The 15063-nt window shown below is 35.0% G+C and carries 16 protein-coding genes; 12 read left to right on the forward strand and 4 right to left on the reverse strand.

The genetic code is table 11. The features are described 5' to 3' along the window. Positions 1-2: 2 nt before the first annotated feature. Positions 3-1313: a phenylacetate--CoA ligase family protein gene (locus F1003_RS09820; RefSeq protein WP_155089233.1), complete on the reverse strand. Its 1311-nt coding sequence runs from the start codon at positions 1311-1313 to the stop codon at positions 3-5. Positions 1314-1397: 84 nt separating this feature from the next. On the opposite strand from F1003_RS09820, the gene purD reads away from it, so the two are divergent. Then, complete coding sequence (gene purD, locus F1003_RS09825; protein WP_155089281.1) at positions 1398-2669, forward strand: phosphoribosylamine--glycine ligase; 1272 nt, start codon at positions 1398-1400, stop codon at positions 2667-2669. A gap of 4 nt (positions 2670-2673) precedes the next feature. Here purD and F1003_RS09830 read toward each other — a convergent pair whose 3' ends face one another. Further along, positions 2674-2901 carry a DUF6341 family protein gene (locus tag F1003_RS09830; RefSeq protein WP_155089234.1) on the reverse strand — a complete coding sequence of 76 codons (228 nt, stop codon included), beginning with the start codon at positions 2899-2901 and terminating at the stop codon, positions 2674-2676. Positions 2902-2941: 40 nt separating this feature from the next. Between F1003_RS09830 and F1003_RS09835 the strand changes: the two genes are divergently transcribed. Beyond that, positions 2942-3859, forward strand: coding sequence for a DUF6427 family protein (locus F1003_RS09835; protein ID WP_155089235.1), 918 nt, complete (start codon positions 2942-2944; stop codon positions 3857-3859). Here the strand turns inward: F1003_RS09835 and upp are convergent. Continuing rightward, positions 3848-4507 (reverse strand): uracil phosphoribosyltransferase, encoded by a 660-nt coding sequence (gene upp, locus F1003_RS09840; RefSeq protein WP_155089236.1) that lies wholly within the window; start codon positions 4505-4507, stop codon positions 3848-3850. The two genes, F1003_RS09835 and upp, sit on opposite strands and share 12 nt — an antisense overlap. Before the next feature lie 69 nt (positions 4508-4576). Between upp and F1003_RS09845 the strand changes: the two genes are divergently transcribed. Together F1003_RS09845 and F1003_RS09850 are read left to right on the forward strand one after the other, a co-directional pair. After that, positions 4577-5185: a DUF4254 domain-containing protein gene (locus F1003_RS09845; RefSeq protein ID WP_155089237.1), complete on the forward strand. Its 609-nt coding sequence runs from the start codon at positions 4577-4579 to the stop codon at positions 5183-5185. A gap of 44 nt (positions 5186-5229) precedes the next feature. Beyond that, positions 5230-6261 carry a glycosyltransferase family 9 protein gene (locus tag F1003_RS09850; protein ID WP_235898308.1) on the forward strand — a complete coding sequence of 344 codons (1032 nt, stop codon included), beginning with the start codon at positions 5230-5232 and terminating at the stop codon, positions 6259-6261. Positions 6262-6322: 61 nt separating this feature from the next. Here F1003_RS09850 and F1003_RS09855 read toward each other — a convergent pair whose 3' ends face one another. Beyond that, complete coding sequence (locus tag F1003_RS09855; protein ID WP_155089238.1) at positions 6323-7381, reverse strand: ferredoxin--NADP reductase; 1059 nt, start codon at positions 7379-7381, stop codon at positions 6323-6325. 102 nt (positions 7382-7483) lie between these two features. Here F1003_RS09855 and F1003_RS09860 point away from each other — a divergent pair, with 102 nt between their 5' ends. The 8 genes from F1003_RS09860 (at position 7484) to atpE (ending at position 15050) form a co-directional block, all read left to right on the forward strand. After that, on the forward strand, positions 7484-8956 hold the full coding sequence (locus F1003_RS09860; RefSeq protein ID WP_155089239.1) for a DUF5687 family protein: 1473 nt from the start codon (positions 7484-7486) through the stop codon (positions 8954-8956). 4 nt (positions 8957-8960) lie between these two features. After that, a complete protein-coding gene (locus tag F1003_RS09865; protein WP_155089240.1) occupies positions 8961-9680 on the forward strand; it encodes an ABC transporter ATP-binding protein in 720 nt (239 codons plus the stop codon). Positions 9681-9876: 196 nt separating this feature from the next. Further along, positions 9877-12489: a type IX secretion system periplasmic lipoprotein PorW/SprE gene (gene porW, locus F1003_RS09870; RefSeq protein WP_155089241.1), complete on the forward strand. Its 2613-nt coding sequence runs from the start codon at positions 9877-9879 to the stop codon at positions 12487-12489. Between the two features lie 17 nt (positions 12490-12506). Next, entirely contained in the window at positions 12507-12983 is a 477-nt protein-coding gene (locus F1003_RS09875) for a bactofilin family protein (RefSeq protein ID WP_155089242.1), read from the forward strand. Then, the gene (locus tag F1003_RS17180; protein ID WP_155089243.1) at positions 12892-13179 is read left to right on the forward strand and encodes an AtpZ/AtpI family protein; all 288 of its coding nucleotides are present in this window, start codon (positions 12892-12894) and stop codon (positions 13177-13179) included. Before F1003_RS09875 ends, F1003_RS17180 begins: the two co-directional genes overlap by 92 nt. A gap of 1 nt (position 13180) precedes the next feature. After that, complete coding sequence (locus tag F1003_RS09885) at positions 13181-13576, forward strand: hypothetical protein (RefSeq protein WP_155089244.1); 396 nt, start codon at positions 13181-13183, stop codon at positions 13574-13576. A gap of 147 nt (positions 13577-13723) precedes the next feature. Next, positions 13724-14824, forward strand: coding sequence for a F0F1 ATP synthase subunit A (atpB, locus tag F1003_RS09890; RefSeq protein WP_155089245.1), 1101 nt, complete (start codon positions 13724-13726; stop codon positions 14822-14824). 19 nt (positions 14825-14843) lie between these two features. After that, complete coding sequence (atpE, locus tag F1003_RS09895) at positions 14844-15050, forward strand: ATP synthase F0 subunit C (protein ID WP_103050608.1); 207 nt, start codon at positions 14844-14846, stop codon at positions 15048-15050. The last annotated feature ends 13 nt before the right edge of the window (positions 15051-15063 follow it).

Raw genomic sequence — 15063 nt, forward strand, 5'->3', positions numbered from 1 at the left:
ACCTAGTCAACGTAAGATGTAAACTGCTTTAACTTTCCGGATTTAGAACGGTCTAATTTATCAACGCGTTTAAAAGTAATAGAAATTCCAGGCTCTAAATATTGTTCCATAGCTTCGGTAATTACCTTTTTTTTATCTGAAGACAACACTTCACGACTCACATATTTAATCTTAAAAGTGTCTATTGCTGATTGCTCAATAATAAATTCAGAGACATTACCCTCATCCTCAATAACGCTTTTGGTAATATAATAAAATGTAAGCCCAGCCGCTTTTTTTCCGCTCGGCAAAACTGCGATATCATTGGTTCTGCCTACAAGTTTTTTCAAAATGGGTTTTCTTAATGTGCTTTTGTCACTTAAAATGCCAATATCACCAATATCATAACGAATAAAGGGATGTGCTTTGTTATATAAAGAAGTGATGACTACTCTACCTTCTTCTCCATAGGGAAGCACATTATCATTATCATCTAGAATTTCCAAAAATAAGGTTTCACTATTTACTTGCCATTCGTTATGTGTATTCTGAAAAGCTATTAAATCCAGTTCAGAAGCACCATATTCATTAACAATCGGCACACCAAATTGTTTTTCCATAAGTGCCTTATCATCATCAAATAACATTTCAGACGTTACAATACAAACCTTTAAACTTGGGCACAAATCTTTTAATATATTGTCTTTACGCTTTAGGAATTTAGCAAATTGGACAATTGGACTCGTATAACCATTGATAAAATCAAATTTTGAAGTCTTAAATTTTACAAGAGCCTTTTCAAAAGCATTATCACTCAGATCAAAAACCGAAAACCGATATCGGTTACTAAACCAATCTTTTAAGCGCTCTTTATAATATCCCTTCTTGTCTAACGGTATGCCGTAGAAGCGCGCTTGTTTTGAGGTATTAAAATCAATACCGTACCAAGAAAATCTATCAGTAATTTCTGCCCATGTCATCGCATGGCACCATTTGTCCTTGGCAAAAACAAACGGATCACCAGAACTGCCTGAAGTTTTGTTTACGTAAACATTTTTCAATTCGTAACCCTTGCTCAAACGTTTCTCTAGCGACTGCTGAAGGTGACGTTTGGTCATAACAGGAACAGAGCTCCAATCATTGACATCTACTTGACTTGCAAAAGATCTATAAAACGAATTGTTCTTTAGGTGGAAAGAAATGATGTCCTTTTTCTGCTTTTCAACATAAGCTTTAAGGTCCGAATCATTTTTAGCCTGAACTTTAGACAAAGCCAACCTCGCCTTGTTGATGTCAAAGCCATTAATTTTAAGTGAAAAATCAAATAGTCGCAAGATGTTTAAAGCCAAAAAGGTTTCCGTAAATTAATTGTTTTTTCATCTTAAAACCAATTATTTTTGCCCAAAGAAAATTTAGGCATGAATATTTTAGTACTTGGCTCTGGTGGTAGAGAACATACGTTTGCATGGAAAATTGCTCAAAGCGAACATTGTAACAAACTTTTTGTAGCTCCAGGAAACTCTGGTACTGCAATTATTGCTACTAATTTAAATATTTCCGTAACTGATTTTGAAGCGATTAAAAAAGCAGTTATCGAAAATGAGATTGAGTTGGTGGTCGTTGGACCAGAAGATCCTTTGGTGCAAGGCATTCATGATTTCTTTTTACAAGACGAGGATTTAAAGCATGTTGCAGTTATAGGTCCTCAAAAAGCATCTGCAGAGCTTGAGGGCAGTAAAGAATTTGCCAAAGAGTTTATGATGCGTCATAATATCCCAACGGCAGCCTATCAAAGCTTTACAAAAGACAATGTTGTAGAAGGGTACAAGTTTTTGGAAACCCTAAACCCACCTTACGTTTTAAAAGCGGATGGTTTGGCGGCTGGTAAGGGTGTTTTAATTATTAATGATTTATCTGAGGCTAAAGCTGAATTAAAAAACATGCTTGTTGATGCCAAATTTGGAGATGCTAGTACCAAGGTGGTTATTGAAGAATTTTTGGATGGTATAGAATTGAGTTGTTTTGTGCTTACCGATGGGAAAGACTATAAAATCCTACCCACAGCAAAAGATTACAAGCGCATCGGAGAAGGTGATACAGGATTGAATACTGGAGGAATGGGAGCCGTTTCGCCAGTACCTTTTGCAACAGATCAATTCTTAAGTAAAATTGAAAATCAAATTGTTAGGCCTACGGTTGAAGGTTTAAGAAAAGACAACTTGCCTTATGTGGGCTTTATTTTTATAGGATTGATTAAAGTCGGTGACGACCCAAAAGTAATTGAGTACAATGTTAGAATGGGTGATCCTGAAACCGAAGTGGTTTTACCACGATTAAAAACGGATTTGGTTGAAATTTTCCAAGCTATGGCCAATCAAACGTTGTCAGGTGTAACTATAGAAATTGATGAACGAGCAGCGACAACGGTTATGTTGGTCTCAGGCGGTTATCCAGAAGCTTATGAAAAAGGGAAAGAAATTTCTGGAATAGATAAAATTGAAGATTCTCTGGTGTTTCATGCCGGAGCAAAATATCAAAAGGATAAGGTAGTAACTTCAGGAGGACGTGTTATGGCGATTACATCTTATGGCAACACTTACCAAGAAGCCATAAAAAAATCTTATCAAAGTATAGAAAATCTACATTTTGATAAGATGTATTATCGTAAGGATATAGGTTTCGACCTTTAAAGACCTACAAATATGAGTGAGCTGTTACGCTCTTATCTTCTTCGTTATTGTCGTTGTATTTTTTCAATTGAAGCATCCAATAGATAAAAGCAACCATGCCAACGATAGTGAAAAGCCAAGACATAAAATTAGCAGTGAACCAGCTTTCTAGCTCTAACGCTCTTAAAGCATCAAACGGCGCAAATAGTACATCAACAAATAAATCTTGTATTGCGTAAAAGAAATCCTTCATAACTTTATAAATTTACAGAGCAAAAATACAAAAAGAGTTAATGATTACAAGCATTTTTAGTAAATCTAAACCTATAAACTATATAATAGTTACAGTTTTTGTTGCGCTACTTTTTGTAATTACAAATATCAATACCTTATTTGGTGATTTAGACAGCACCTTAAAGGCACTAGTTAAATTGATAGTTGCTTTGTTTTTGGTGTTTCTCATCGATTTTATAATTTCAAAAAACAACCTCACAAAAAAAAACAGTTATGCTTTAATGACATTTGGTTTGCTGTTCGCAATGTTCCCAGAAGCACTTCGTTATTCCGATATTCTATTTGCTAATTTATTCGTCCTTTTTGCTTTAAGACGCATTATAAGCTTGCACACCAACCTTCACATTAAGAAAAAATTATTCGATGCTGGTTTTTGGCTAATGTTGGCTACTCTTTTTTATTTTTGGGCAATTCTGTTTTTTGCATTAGTCATAGTTGCATTGATTTATCATTCGCAAAACGACGTTAAAAACACCATTATTCCTTTTGTTGGTGTGGCAACAGTTATTGTTTTACTATTGGTCTACAATATTATTGTTCACGATAATTTTATAAGGCCAACAAACTTTCAACGCTTTGCGAGTTTAGATTACACACCGTATAACAGTAAAGGGAGCGTACTGAAGTTTACGGTACTATTCGCAACTTTTGTATGGATACTTATCTATTTCTTTAGAATCCTTCCGGATAAGAACAAGAAACTGAGGCCGTCTTATTTTCTCATAGCGTGGTCTTCAATAATCGCTATATTGGTAGCAATTATAGCTCCCGTAAAAAATGGCAGTGAGTTTATATTTTTGTTTGCACCATTCTCTATAATTATGGCCAATTATATTGAGGTGATCTCAGAACGATGGTTTAAAGAGGTTTTTGTAGTCTTGTTAATTATAACGCCAATACTTGCCTTATTCCTGTAATTTATTGCCGTAGGCTAAATCGCCAGCATCACCGAGACCAGGAACGATATAACCTTTGTCATTTAAAGTGTCGTCTACCGCTGCAATCCAGAGATGGGATTCAGCATCAAAAGCATTAGCAACATAATCAACACCTTTTTGAGCACCAATAACACTCACTAAGTGAACTTCTTTTGGGTTACCAAATGGTTTTAATGCTTCAAATGTCGCGACCATGGACTGGCCGGTTGCCAACATTGGGTCGGCTAGAATAAGTGTTTTGTTTTCCAAACTAGGGCATGCTAAATACTCCACCACAATTTCAAAACTCTCAGGATTATGCTTATGTTGTCTATAGGCCGAAATAAAAGCATTTTCAGCAGCATCAAAATAGTTTAACAATCCGTTGTGAAGCGGCACTCCTGCTCTTAAAATAGAGCACAGAACAATATCACTTTGATGTAAAACAGTGTTAGATGTACCAAACGGAGTTTCTGTCGTGTGTGCTTCATAGTTTAGGGACTTACTTAATTCATATCCCAAAACCTCTCCTATTCTCTCAATGTTTCTTCTAAACCGCATGCTGTCGTTTTGAATGGCCTTATCTCTTATTTCTGAAATAAATGTGTTTAGTATGGAAGATGTTTTTGAGAGGTCGTGAATGTGCATAGATTCGCTTTTAATTCAATCGCTAAGTTAATAATTCAAACTATATTTGCATATTCAAATTTATAAGACATGTTTTCGGAAAAAGCAAACTCCATATTTCAAGACGCTATAAAAACCTACAAAATTCTTAATACTGTAGATCAGCCGTTCACAAACAAGTACAATAAAAATGAAGACCTCATTGCACATTTACTGTACAGAAAATGTTGGATTGATACGGTTCAGTGGGCGTACGAGGACATCATTAGAGATCCAAACATCGATCCAGTTGCTGCATTAAAATTAAAGCGAAAGATTGATGCGTCTAACCAAGACAGAACGGATACGGTTGAGTTTATTGATAGTTATTTCTTAGATAAATACAAGGATGTAGATGTAAAGCCTAACGCTAAGATAAATTCTGAAAGTCCGGCTTGGGCTATAGATCGCTTATCGATTTTGGCTTTAAAAATCTATCACATGCACCTAGAAACCGTGAGAGAAAATGCATCTGGGGCTCATAAAGCGGCTTGTGTAAAAAAGCTTAATGTTTTGTTGGAGCAACGTAAAGATTTAAGTACCGCAATTGATGATTTGCTGAGTGATATTGCGAACGGAGACAAATACATGAAAGTGTATAAGCAAATGAAGATGTACAATGATGATGAGCTTAACCCTGTACTTAGGGGACAAAAGTAATTTGTCATCCTGAACTTGTTTCAGGATCTCATTTACTGAAACAAATGCTAAATACAAAACATATACTCGTCATTAGGTTTTCTGCCATGGGAGACGTGGCTATGACAGTTCCTGTTTTAAGAGCTTTAACCGTAGAACATCCTGACTTAAAAATAACTGTGGTTACTAGTGCTTTCTTTAAGCCTTTCTTTTCGAATTTAAAAAATGTTGAGGTTTATGCTGCAGATTTAAAGGGAAAACACAAAGGCGTTCTTGGGCTTTATAAACTTTCTAAAGAATTAAAAGCGCTCAAATTTGATGCTGTTGCCGATTTGCACAATGTGTTGCGAAGTAAAATCTTAAAACTCTTTTTTGCCGGAAAGAAAGTTGTGCAAATTGATAAAGGTAGAGCGGAGAAGAAAGCCTTGACTTCAGGTAGAATATTTCAACAATTAAAAACGACACATCAACGCTATGCCGATGTGTTTGAACAACTTGGTTATCAAATAGATTTATCCAATCCTCAGTTTCCTGAAAGAGCTGAATTGACTTCAAAACTAAAATCCTTTATTTCAAATTCTGAACAAAAAATTATTGGCATTGCACCTTTCGCTGCTCACCAAAGCAAGATGTATCCATTAGAAAAAATGGAAAAGGTTATTGCGCAACTTTCAAAGGAGCATAATGTCATATTATTTGGTGGAGGAAATAAGGAGGTGAAAATTTTAAACGATCTCGAAACGAAATATGACAATGTAAAGTCAGTAGCTGGGAAACTGAGTTTAGAAGAAGAACTGGATTTGATCTCTAATTTAGATGTGATGTTGTCTATGGATTCAGGTAACGGACACTTGGCGGCAATGTTAGGTAAAAAAGTAATTACGATTTGGGGAGTAACACACCCATTTGCTGGATTTGCGCCTTTCAATCAACCAGAAGATTATGCATTAGTGGCCAATAGAGAGCAATATCCTTTAATACCTACCTCAGTTTACGGTAATAAATATCCCGAAGGTTACGAGAATGCTGCGGGAAGTATTTCAGTTGATGAGGTTGTTTCGAAAATTAAAAAGACTTGTCAGGTTTCTAAAACCTGAAAGGTCTGATACCTAATACGTCATCAATCCCCTTTCTTCTGGGAAGGGTTAGGGATGGGCTTTACACATCATCATAATCCACCACAACCTTAGCCGAAGTAGGATGCGCCTGGCAGGTCAACACCAATCCTTCTGCAACTTCACTATCTGTAAGAATATTATTCTGACGCATTTTTGCTTGCCCTTTCGTTAATCTGGCAATACAACTACTGCAAATTCCACCTTGGCAAGAGTATGGAGCATCAATATCTTGTTTTAAGGTCGCTTCGAGAATAGAATCCTCTTGTGACATTTCAAATTCAAATTCTTCATCATCAACCAACACTTTTATTTTTGAGTTTCCGGTAGGAACTTCAATATCAGAATCATTTTCACTTTCAACTGGCGCTGTAAACAATTCGAATAAAATATCTTTCTCCTTAATACCGTTTTCTAATAGTACGTCTTTTACCGTGTGAATCATTTCTTCAGGGCCACAGAGGTAGAATTTCTCAATAGAGACTCCTTTGTATTTATTCTTAACAATAAGGTTTACCGTGCTTTTTTCTATGCGACCGAATAATGCATTTTCCTCACGTGATTGACTGTAAATAAAATGGGCATGGAAACGATTTCCGTAGGTTTTTTTTAGCTCGAGCAAATCTTGGATAAACATAGCGTCTGCTAAAGTCTTATTCCCATAAACCAATATAAAGTTGCTAAATGGCTCTTCTTCTAAAAGCGTTTTGGCAATACTCAAAACAGGTGTAATACCACTACCAGCTGCAAAAGCCGCAATAGTTCTGGTTTTGGCTTCATTGGCATTTAACGTAAAGCGTCCGTTGGGTTCTGCAACGTCGATAATATCACCAGCTTTCAGTTTTTCGTTGGCGTAAATTGAAAAGGTTCCGTCTTCAACAGCCTTAACAGCAACAGTAACTTCTCCGCTGTTTTGGGACGAGCAAATTGAGTAATCTCTACGTACCTCTTCACCATCAATAGTTGTTTTTAAGGTTATATATTGTCCAGCTATAAAGCGGAAATTATCTTTAAGATTTGTAGGTACATCAAAAGTTATAGCTACTGATTTGTCAGTTACGTTTTCAATTGATTTTATAGTAAGACTATGAAATTGTGCCATTGCAATAAATTTATGCAAAAATAAGGAAGCAAGACGGAATGCTAAATTTGTTTGTAACAAATTAACGATTAAGCTTACTAATAGAAAAAACTAACCAACAGCATGATAAAACATTTCATTAATCTCGAATGGAAAGCCTTTACACGCTCTGCATCGTTTAAAGTAAATCTGGCTCTTAAAATCTTAATGATTATTGGAGCATTTTTTATGATATTATATGCTTTGGGCTTAGGTATCGGAGCTTATTATATTATCGAAGAAATGGTTGATCCAGAACCATTAAAAATCATTAATAAATTTTTGATCTTCTATTTTATTTTCGACTTGGTTTTAAAGTATTTCCTCCAAAAAATGCCTATAGTAAACATCAAGCCCTTACTCTATTTACCATTAAAAAAGAATCAAGTTGTAAGTTTTGGGATTAACAAAACGATGGTTTCGTTTTTTAATATTTGGCATGCTTTCTTTTTTATTCCATTTTCCATTGTATTGCTTATAGAGGGTCATTCTTTATTAAATGTTGTAGGCTGGCACATTGCAATGCTCGCTCTTGTATACTGTAATAACTTTATAAATATTTTTGTAAACAGTAAAGACGGTATTTTTTTCACTGTAATTGGTATCATTGTTGCTCTGGTCGCTTTGTTATATTTTGATATTTTCGATGTAACGCAGTTCACAGCACCAATTTTTTCAGCATTTTATAATCAACCTTATTTGGCTATAATTCCAATTATTGTGGCTTTTGTGCTCTATAAAATGGCATTTAAATATTTTAGAGACAATTTTTATTTAGATGCAGGTTTAGCTAAGAAAGTAGATATTGCAGAAACGGATAATATGATATGGTTAGACCGTTTTGGTAGTGTGTCAACATTCTTAAAAAATGACATAAAACTCATAAAGCGTAACAAGCGTTCTAAGATGACCATTTTTATGAGTTTCCTTTTTATTTTTTATGGATTATTATTTTTTACAGGAAGTATAGAGGCTTATGATGGTCCATTCTGGAGAATTTTTGCTGGTATTTTTGTTTCAGGTGGCTTCTTGTTTAGTTTTGGTCAGTTCGTACCAAGTTGGGACAGTGCTTATTACCCACTTTTAATGAGTCAGAATATACGTTATAAAGAGTACCTAGAATCGAAATGGTATCTTATGGTTATTGCCACTATTTTCACAACCATAATTGCTTCCTTTTATCTCTATTTTGGTTGGCAAGCCTATGCAGCTGTTGTTGTAGGTGCTATTTATAATATTGGTGTGAATTCTCACATGGTGCTTTGGGGAGGAGCATATATAAAAACACCAATAGACTTAACCTCTGCAAAAAAAGCGTTTGGAGACAAAAAATCGTTTAACGTAAAAACTTTACTATTAACTATTCCAAAACTCTTATTGCCGATGGTTATATATGCTATAGGTCATTTTGTCTACAGTGAAGTCTTAGGCTTTGCATTAGTAGCAGTTACAGGCTTAGCAGGATTATTATTTAAAAACAAGGTATTCGGTATTATAGAGAAGATTTATAAGTCTGAAAAGTATAAAACTCTAGTCGCTTACAAACAAAACAATTAAAATTATGATTATAACATCCAATTTATCAAAAACATATAACGGCAATACGGTTTTAAAAATAGATAGTTTAAACATTCCGAAAGGACAGAGTTTTGGACTTGTAGGCAACAATGGTGCTGGTAAAACTACATATTTCAGTTTGTTGTTAGATTTAATTCAGCCAACCACAGGGCATATAAAAAACAATAATGTTTTGGTTAATGAAAGTGAAGACTGGAAACCGTTTACTTCAGCCTTTATTGACGAAACATTTTTGATTGGTTACTTAACACCAGAAGAATATTTTTACTTCATAGGTGAACTTAGAGGACAGAACAAAGCAGATGTCGACGCATTGTTAGCTCAATTTGAAGATTTTTTTCATGGGGAAATTCTTAAGCAAAAAAAATACTTGAGAGATTTAAGTAAAGGAAACCAAAAGAAAGCAGGTATTGTTGCTGCACTTATTGGTAATCCTGAAGTGATTATCTTAGACGAGCCCTTTGCTAACCTAGACCCAACTACACAAATCCGACTAAAACAAATCATTAAAGATCTAGCCAAAAAGAAAGGAGTAACCGTACTTGTATCGAGTCACGATTTAATGCACGTTACAGATGTTTGCGAGCGTATTGTGGTGTTAGAAAAAGGAGATATCATTAAGGATTTAGAGACCAATCCTGCAACTTTAAAAGAACTCGAAGCGCATTTTGCGGGTAGTATGGTTTCTCAGGAAGAGGAGTAAAAAAAATCAACCAATCATTTTTTAAGCTTGTGATTATACAAACGATTTAATCACAAGCTTTTTTATTGAGAAAAACCTTGTAATTCCTCGAAAAACAGTTTAATAGCGTCAAAAATTCAAAAAGATGCTTATTTTTACCACTTAGCACACTAAAAACCCAATAGTTTAGTTATCTATTAATCAAATAGAACCGACGTTGAAGACCTATTACAAACTCATATTATCTCTATTCTGTATTGCGCTAATTTCACAAAGTTGTTCGCGCAAAAAGGACACTTTTATTAACAGAAATTTTCATGCCTTAGGCACCAAATACAACATTCTCTACAATGGAAATATAGCCTTAGAACGTGGAAAGCTCGCGGTTAATGATGAGTTTACCGAAAACTTTTGGGAGTTGCTTCCTGTGGAGCGGATGAAAGTTAGCGAAGATATTTTTCTACCTGGTCAAACTAAAAACGCAGATTTTGAGCGTGCTGAAGAAAAAGCTATTAAAGCTATTCAAAAGCACGGAATGAATATACAGGGAAAGGAAAAAAACCCACAAATAGACGAAGCTTATCTGTTATTGGGTAAGGCACGGTATTACGACCAGCGTTTTGTACCTGCTTTAGCAGCATTTAACAACATCTTGAATAAATATCCTACGAGCGATAAAATCAATCAGGTAAAGATATGGCGAGAAAAAGCCAATATGCGCTTAGACAATAATATAGGTGCTATAAATAAACTTGAACGTTTACTCAAAGAAGAAGAGATAGAAGGGCAAGATCTGGCAGATGCCACAGCGACTTTAGCTCAGGCCTATATTAACATTAAAGCTAAAGATAGTGCTATATCATTGCTTGGTGTTGCTGCTGAAAACACTAAAGTGAAGAGTGAAAAGGCTCGTTTTCATTTTATTAGAGGTCAGCTATACAATGAGATGGAAGAAAGAGATAGTGCCAATATGGAGTTTGACGCCATTATAGAGATGCACAGACAAATTCCTAGATCGTTTTATATTAACGCTCACTTAGAAAAATCCTATAATTTTGATGCTGTGGATGGTGATGAGGTGGCCTTTCAGGAATATCTGACAGAACTTGAAGAAAATCGTGAAAACAGGCCTTTCCTAGATAAAATTTATTATCGTATTGCAGAGTTTCACCGCAATAGAGCATCAGATAGTTTAGCAGAAGCATATTATAATAAATCCTTAAGAAAAACGTCATCAGACAAATATTTAAGAGCACTCAACTATGAGACACTCGGCAATATGTATTTTGACAGAAACGCCTATAAAACAGCTGGCGCCTATTATGACAGCACCATGACCGCTATGGTACAAAATTCAAAGCCCTTTAGAATTATTAAGAGAAAGCGCGAAAATCTAGATGACGTCATTTATTACGAAGACATAGCTCGAGCCAATGATAGTATTTTACACATAATCAATCTTCCAAAGGAAGAGCAGTTGGCCATTTATGTTAAACATACCGAAGAACTAAAAGCTAAAGCGCTAGAAGAAGAAAAACTCAAAGAAGAAGAATTAAAAAAGCAGGAGGTAAGAAAAAACGCGGCAACAAATAACATAAAGGACAATAACCGAAAAGCAAGTATAAGTCCGAGAGGTTTGCCTGGAGAATTTAACACTAAAGATGGTGGTGGCAGTAGTTTTTATTTCTATAATCCAACAACTGTGGCTTACGGTAAAAATGAATTCTTAAGACTTTGGGGAGAACGAAAGCTTCAGGATAATTGGAGGCTTTCAGATCAACGTGCTGGTATTAAAGCTGCTGATAAACAAGAAAGCATATCGCAAAGCAAAGGAAGCGAAGAGCTTTACAATCCTGAAACATACATAGCCTCTCTACCTACAGATGAAGCTGACATCGATAGCATAGCAAAAGAAAGAAACTTTGCCTATTATCAACTGGGAATTATCTACAAAGAAAAATTCAGAGAGTTTGAATTGTCCAAATCTCGTTTCGAAGATTTATTAAATAACAATCCTGAAGATCGATTAATTCTTCCTTCAAAATATAATCTTTATAAGATTTATGTTGAACTAGGTTTAAATAGAAAGGCTGAAGCGATGAAGGGAGACATTGTCGCTAATTACCCAGATTCCCGTTATGCAGAAATCCTGTTGAACCCTCAGTCAGAATTGGCTAAGGATGAAAACAGTCCAGAAGTGATTTACACCAATCTTTATAAAAAGTTTGAAAATCAAGAATACCAAGAAGTAATCATTGAAGCAGATATTCAAATAAAACGTTTAGAAGGCGACGACTTTTTGCCAAAGTTCGAGATTTTAAAAGCCTCTGCCAAAGGCCGTCTTTATGGGTTTGAGGCATATAAAGAAGGTATTAATCACATTGCACTGACCTATCCAAATTCTGAAGAAGGTAAAAAGGCTCAAGAAATATTGAATAATGCTATTCCTGCATTGGCTAAAAAAGATTTTGTATCGGACGACGTAGCGAAGAATTTTAATGTGATTTATCAATTTGAAAAAGGGTCTGGTGAAGATATAGAAGCCTTTGTAAAAACCTTAAATGAAGAAATTGAAAAAAAGATAAAGTACTTTGATTTAACCACGTCAATAGATGTCTATAACGAAAACACTACCTTTGTAGTTGTACACGGTCTAACTAGTATTCAGGGTGCTAGTGGTTTTGCCCAATTATTGCAATCAGACGAAAGAGATAGTCGAGGACGACCGGTAAAACCAAAAATAACAAAAGAATATATTGCAATTTCCTCGCCAAATTATGCTATTATCCAACGCCATAAGAATTTGAACACATATCTAAAATTAGAGTAAATTAAAACCAAATCATCATGTTTTCCTCAGACAACAAGAAACCTAAACAAACAACGACTATGGAAACAAGTACGCAACAGAATATTATAGCAAAGGGCACTAAAATTGTTGGAGATATAGCAAGTGAAGGGCCTTTTAGAATAGATGGCACTGTAGAAGGGAATGTAAAAACTTCGGGTAAAGTCGTAATTGGCAAATCAGGATTCATTAAAGGTACCTTACAGGGTGAAAATGCTGATTTTGAAGGTAAATTCTCTGGTAAGCTAATACTATCTGGCACATTGTCTTTAAAAACCACAGCACACATAGAGGGTGAAGTCCATACGAGTAAATTAGCTGTTGAGCCAGGCGCTACATTTAACGCAACATGTAGTATGAAGGGTACAGTAAAAGCATTACCTAATGAGCCAGTTAAACCAAAACAACCAGAGCAGCAACAAGTCAAAGCCACACAAGCCACACAAGCCTCTCAAAGACCAGAAAGACAAGCTTAATACATACGCTCGTTTTTCTAGTATCGCTTTGCAAATGTTTGCCATTATTGGTGTTGGCACTTATGCTGGTGTAAAACTAGACGAGTACTATCCTAATGAGCATAACCTTTATACTATAATATTGTCTTTATTATCCGTGGTTCTTTCAATTGTTTTTGTAATTAGACGTATTATTGCAGCTTCAAAAGAAAATTAAAATGGAAGCCTTTAAGAAACGACAGATATCATTTGTATTACAACTTATAGGGATTAGTGCGGTTTTATTTGGAATTCACAGCTATTTGCTACATCACTTTGCCTTTGAGAGAATATTCTTTTTTCCTGTTTGGCAGATTTATGTTTTACATTTCGTTATTACACTTGTCCTATATACTATTATCAATTATAGATATTCCTCAGGTAAAACAGACATTTTTAATGTCTTTATGATTATGACTTTTGTAAAGATGGCATTGGCTATTGTCTTCCTATTGCCTTTGATACTTTCGGATTTTGAAAACAAACAACCAGATGTTTTTAATTTTTTCATTCCGTATTTCTTGTTTTTATTCTTTGAAGTTTTTGCCTTGACAAAATTTCTTCAAAAACAGTAATTTTTAGGTTTCTAACACGCCTTTAAATCAATTGATTTTACCGATTAAAAGACCTGAAAAATTATAGCGAAATTATTGTTTGTCAATTCATATAATGTACGTACATTTGCAGCGAATTTAAAACAAGGTATTTTAAAGCCACAAAGAATGACGTTAAGCACCTTAAAGCGTACAGTATTTACAGTTCTGTTTTTATCCGTATTTAGTTTTGGTTTTGCCAAGGATGCTAAAGAGCAAGGAGATGATGAAAAATTTGACGCTAAGTCAATGATCATGCATCACGTTAAAGATGCCTATGGCATGCACATTATCACGTTTAACGAAGGTAAAGAAGACGAAAAGCACATTACCATTCCATTACCTGTTATTCTTTGGACAGATAATGGTTTAACTACATTTATGTCTTCAGAATTTCACCATGACTATCACGGACATGAAGTGGTGGAAAAAAATGGAGGCAAGTTCGTTAACGTTCACGAAAAAGTATATCAACTTAATGAGGGTGAAACAGAAGTAAAGTTAGACGAAGAAGGACATCCTACCAATGCAGAACGACCAATAGATATATCTATAACAAGAAACGTCTTTATGATGTGGGTTTCGGTTATTGTCTTGATACTGATTTTCTTTGCTGCAGCAAAAAGTTACAAAAAGAGCAAGAACAATGTGCCTTCTGGTATTGGAAGCTTTGTTGAGCCGCTTGTTGTTTTTGTAAGAGACGAAATCGCAAAACCAATGATTGGTGAGCATAAGTACAAAAGGTACATGCCTTATTTGTTAACGGTATTTTTCTTTATCTGGATTAACAATATTTTCGGTCTGATTCCAATTTTAAACGGAGCTAACCTTAGTGGTAATATTGCTTTTACAATGGTATTGGCACTATTCACATTTATCATCACAACATTTAGTGGAAACAAAAACTATTGGAAGCATATTTTCTGGATGCCAGGTGTACCTGTACCAATGAAAATATTTTTAATGCCAATAGAATTAATAGGAATATTTACAAAGCCAATTTCGCTTATGATTCGTTTGTTTGCTAACATTACAGCAGGACACATTATCATTTTAGCATTAATGTCTTTGATATTTATATTTAAGACTTGGGCTGTAGCACCAGTTTCAGTAGCATTCTCGTTATTTATCGGAATTATTGAAATTGTGGTAACTGCAATTCAAGCCTATATATTTACAGTATTGTCTGCCCTTTATTTTGGGATGGCAACTGAAGAAGCGCATCATTAATTAATTTAAATTTTATATTATGACTATTACTGGAATTGCAGCTATTGGAGCTGGTTTAGCAGCTATCGGAGCTGGTGTAGGTATTGGTAAAATTGGTGGATCTGCTATGGAAGCTATGGCACGTCAACCAGAAATGCACGGTAAGATTCAATCTTCTGCATTAATTTTAGCAGCCTTCGTAGAAGCGGTAGCGCTATTTGGCGTTGTAGCAGCGTTAATCGTATAATTATGATTAAAAC

Source organism: Winogradskyella ouciana (assembly GCF_009709615.1).
In the GTDB taxonomy this organism is placed as follows: domain Bacteria; phylum Bacteroidota; class Bacteroidia; order Flavobacteriales; family Flavobacteriaceae; genus Winogradskyella; species Winogradskyella ouciana.

Coding starts and splice junctions, on each gene's coding strand:
- purD (WP_155089281.1), top strand. CDS start 1,398: ATGAATATTTTAGTACTTGGCTCTGGTGGTAGAGAACATACGTTTGCA.
- F1003_RS09830 (WP_155089234.1), bottom strand. CDS start 2,901: ATGAAGGATTTCTTTTACGCAATACAAGATTTATTTGTTGATGTACTA.
- F1003_RS09835 (WP_155089235.1), top strand. CDS start 2,942: ATGATTACAAGCATTTTTAGTAAATCTAAACCTATAAACTATATAATA.
- upp (WP_155089236.1), bottom strand. CDS start 4,507: ATGCACATTCACGACCTCTCAAAAACATCTTCCATACTAAACACATTT.
- F1003_RS09845 (WP_155089237.1), top strand. CDS start 4,577: ATGTTTTCGGAAAAAGCAAACTCCATATTTCAAGACGCTATAAAAACC.
- F1003_RS09850 (WP_235898308.1), top strand. CDS start 5,230: ATGCTAAATACAAAACATATACTCGTCATTAGGTTTTCTGCCATGGGA.
- F1003_RS09855 (WP_155089238.1), bottom strand. CDS start 7,381: ATGGCACAATTTCATAGTCTTACTATAAAATCAATTGAAAACGTAACT.
- F1003_RS09860 (WP_155089239.1), top strand. CDS start 7,484: ATGATAAAACATTTCATTAATCTCGAATGGAAAGCCTTTACACGCTCT.
- F1003_RS09865 (WP_155089240.1), top strand. CDS start 8,961: ATGATTATAACATCCAATTTATCAAAAACATATAACGGCAATACGGTT.
- F1003_RS09875 (WP_155089242.1), top strand. CDS start 12,507: ATGTTTTCCTCAGACAACAAGAAACCTAAACAAACAACGACTATGGAA.
- F1003_RS17180 (WP_155089243.1), top strand. CDS start 12,892: ATGAGCCAGTTAAACCAAAACAACCAGAGCAGCAACAAGTCAAAGCCA.
- F1003_RS09885 (WP_155089244.1), top strand. CDS start 13,181: ATGGAAGCCTTTAAGAAACGACAGATATCATTTGTATTACAACTTATA.
- atpB (WP_155089245.1), top strand. CDS start 13,724: ATGACGTTAAGCACCTTAAAGCGTACAGTATTTACAGTTCTGTTTTTA.
- atpE (WP_103050608.1), top strand. CDS start 14,844: ATGACTATTACTGGAATTGCAGCTATTGGAGCTGGTTTAGCAGCTATC.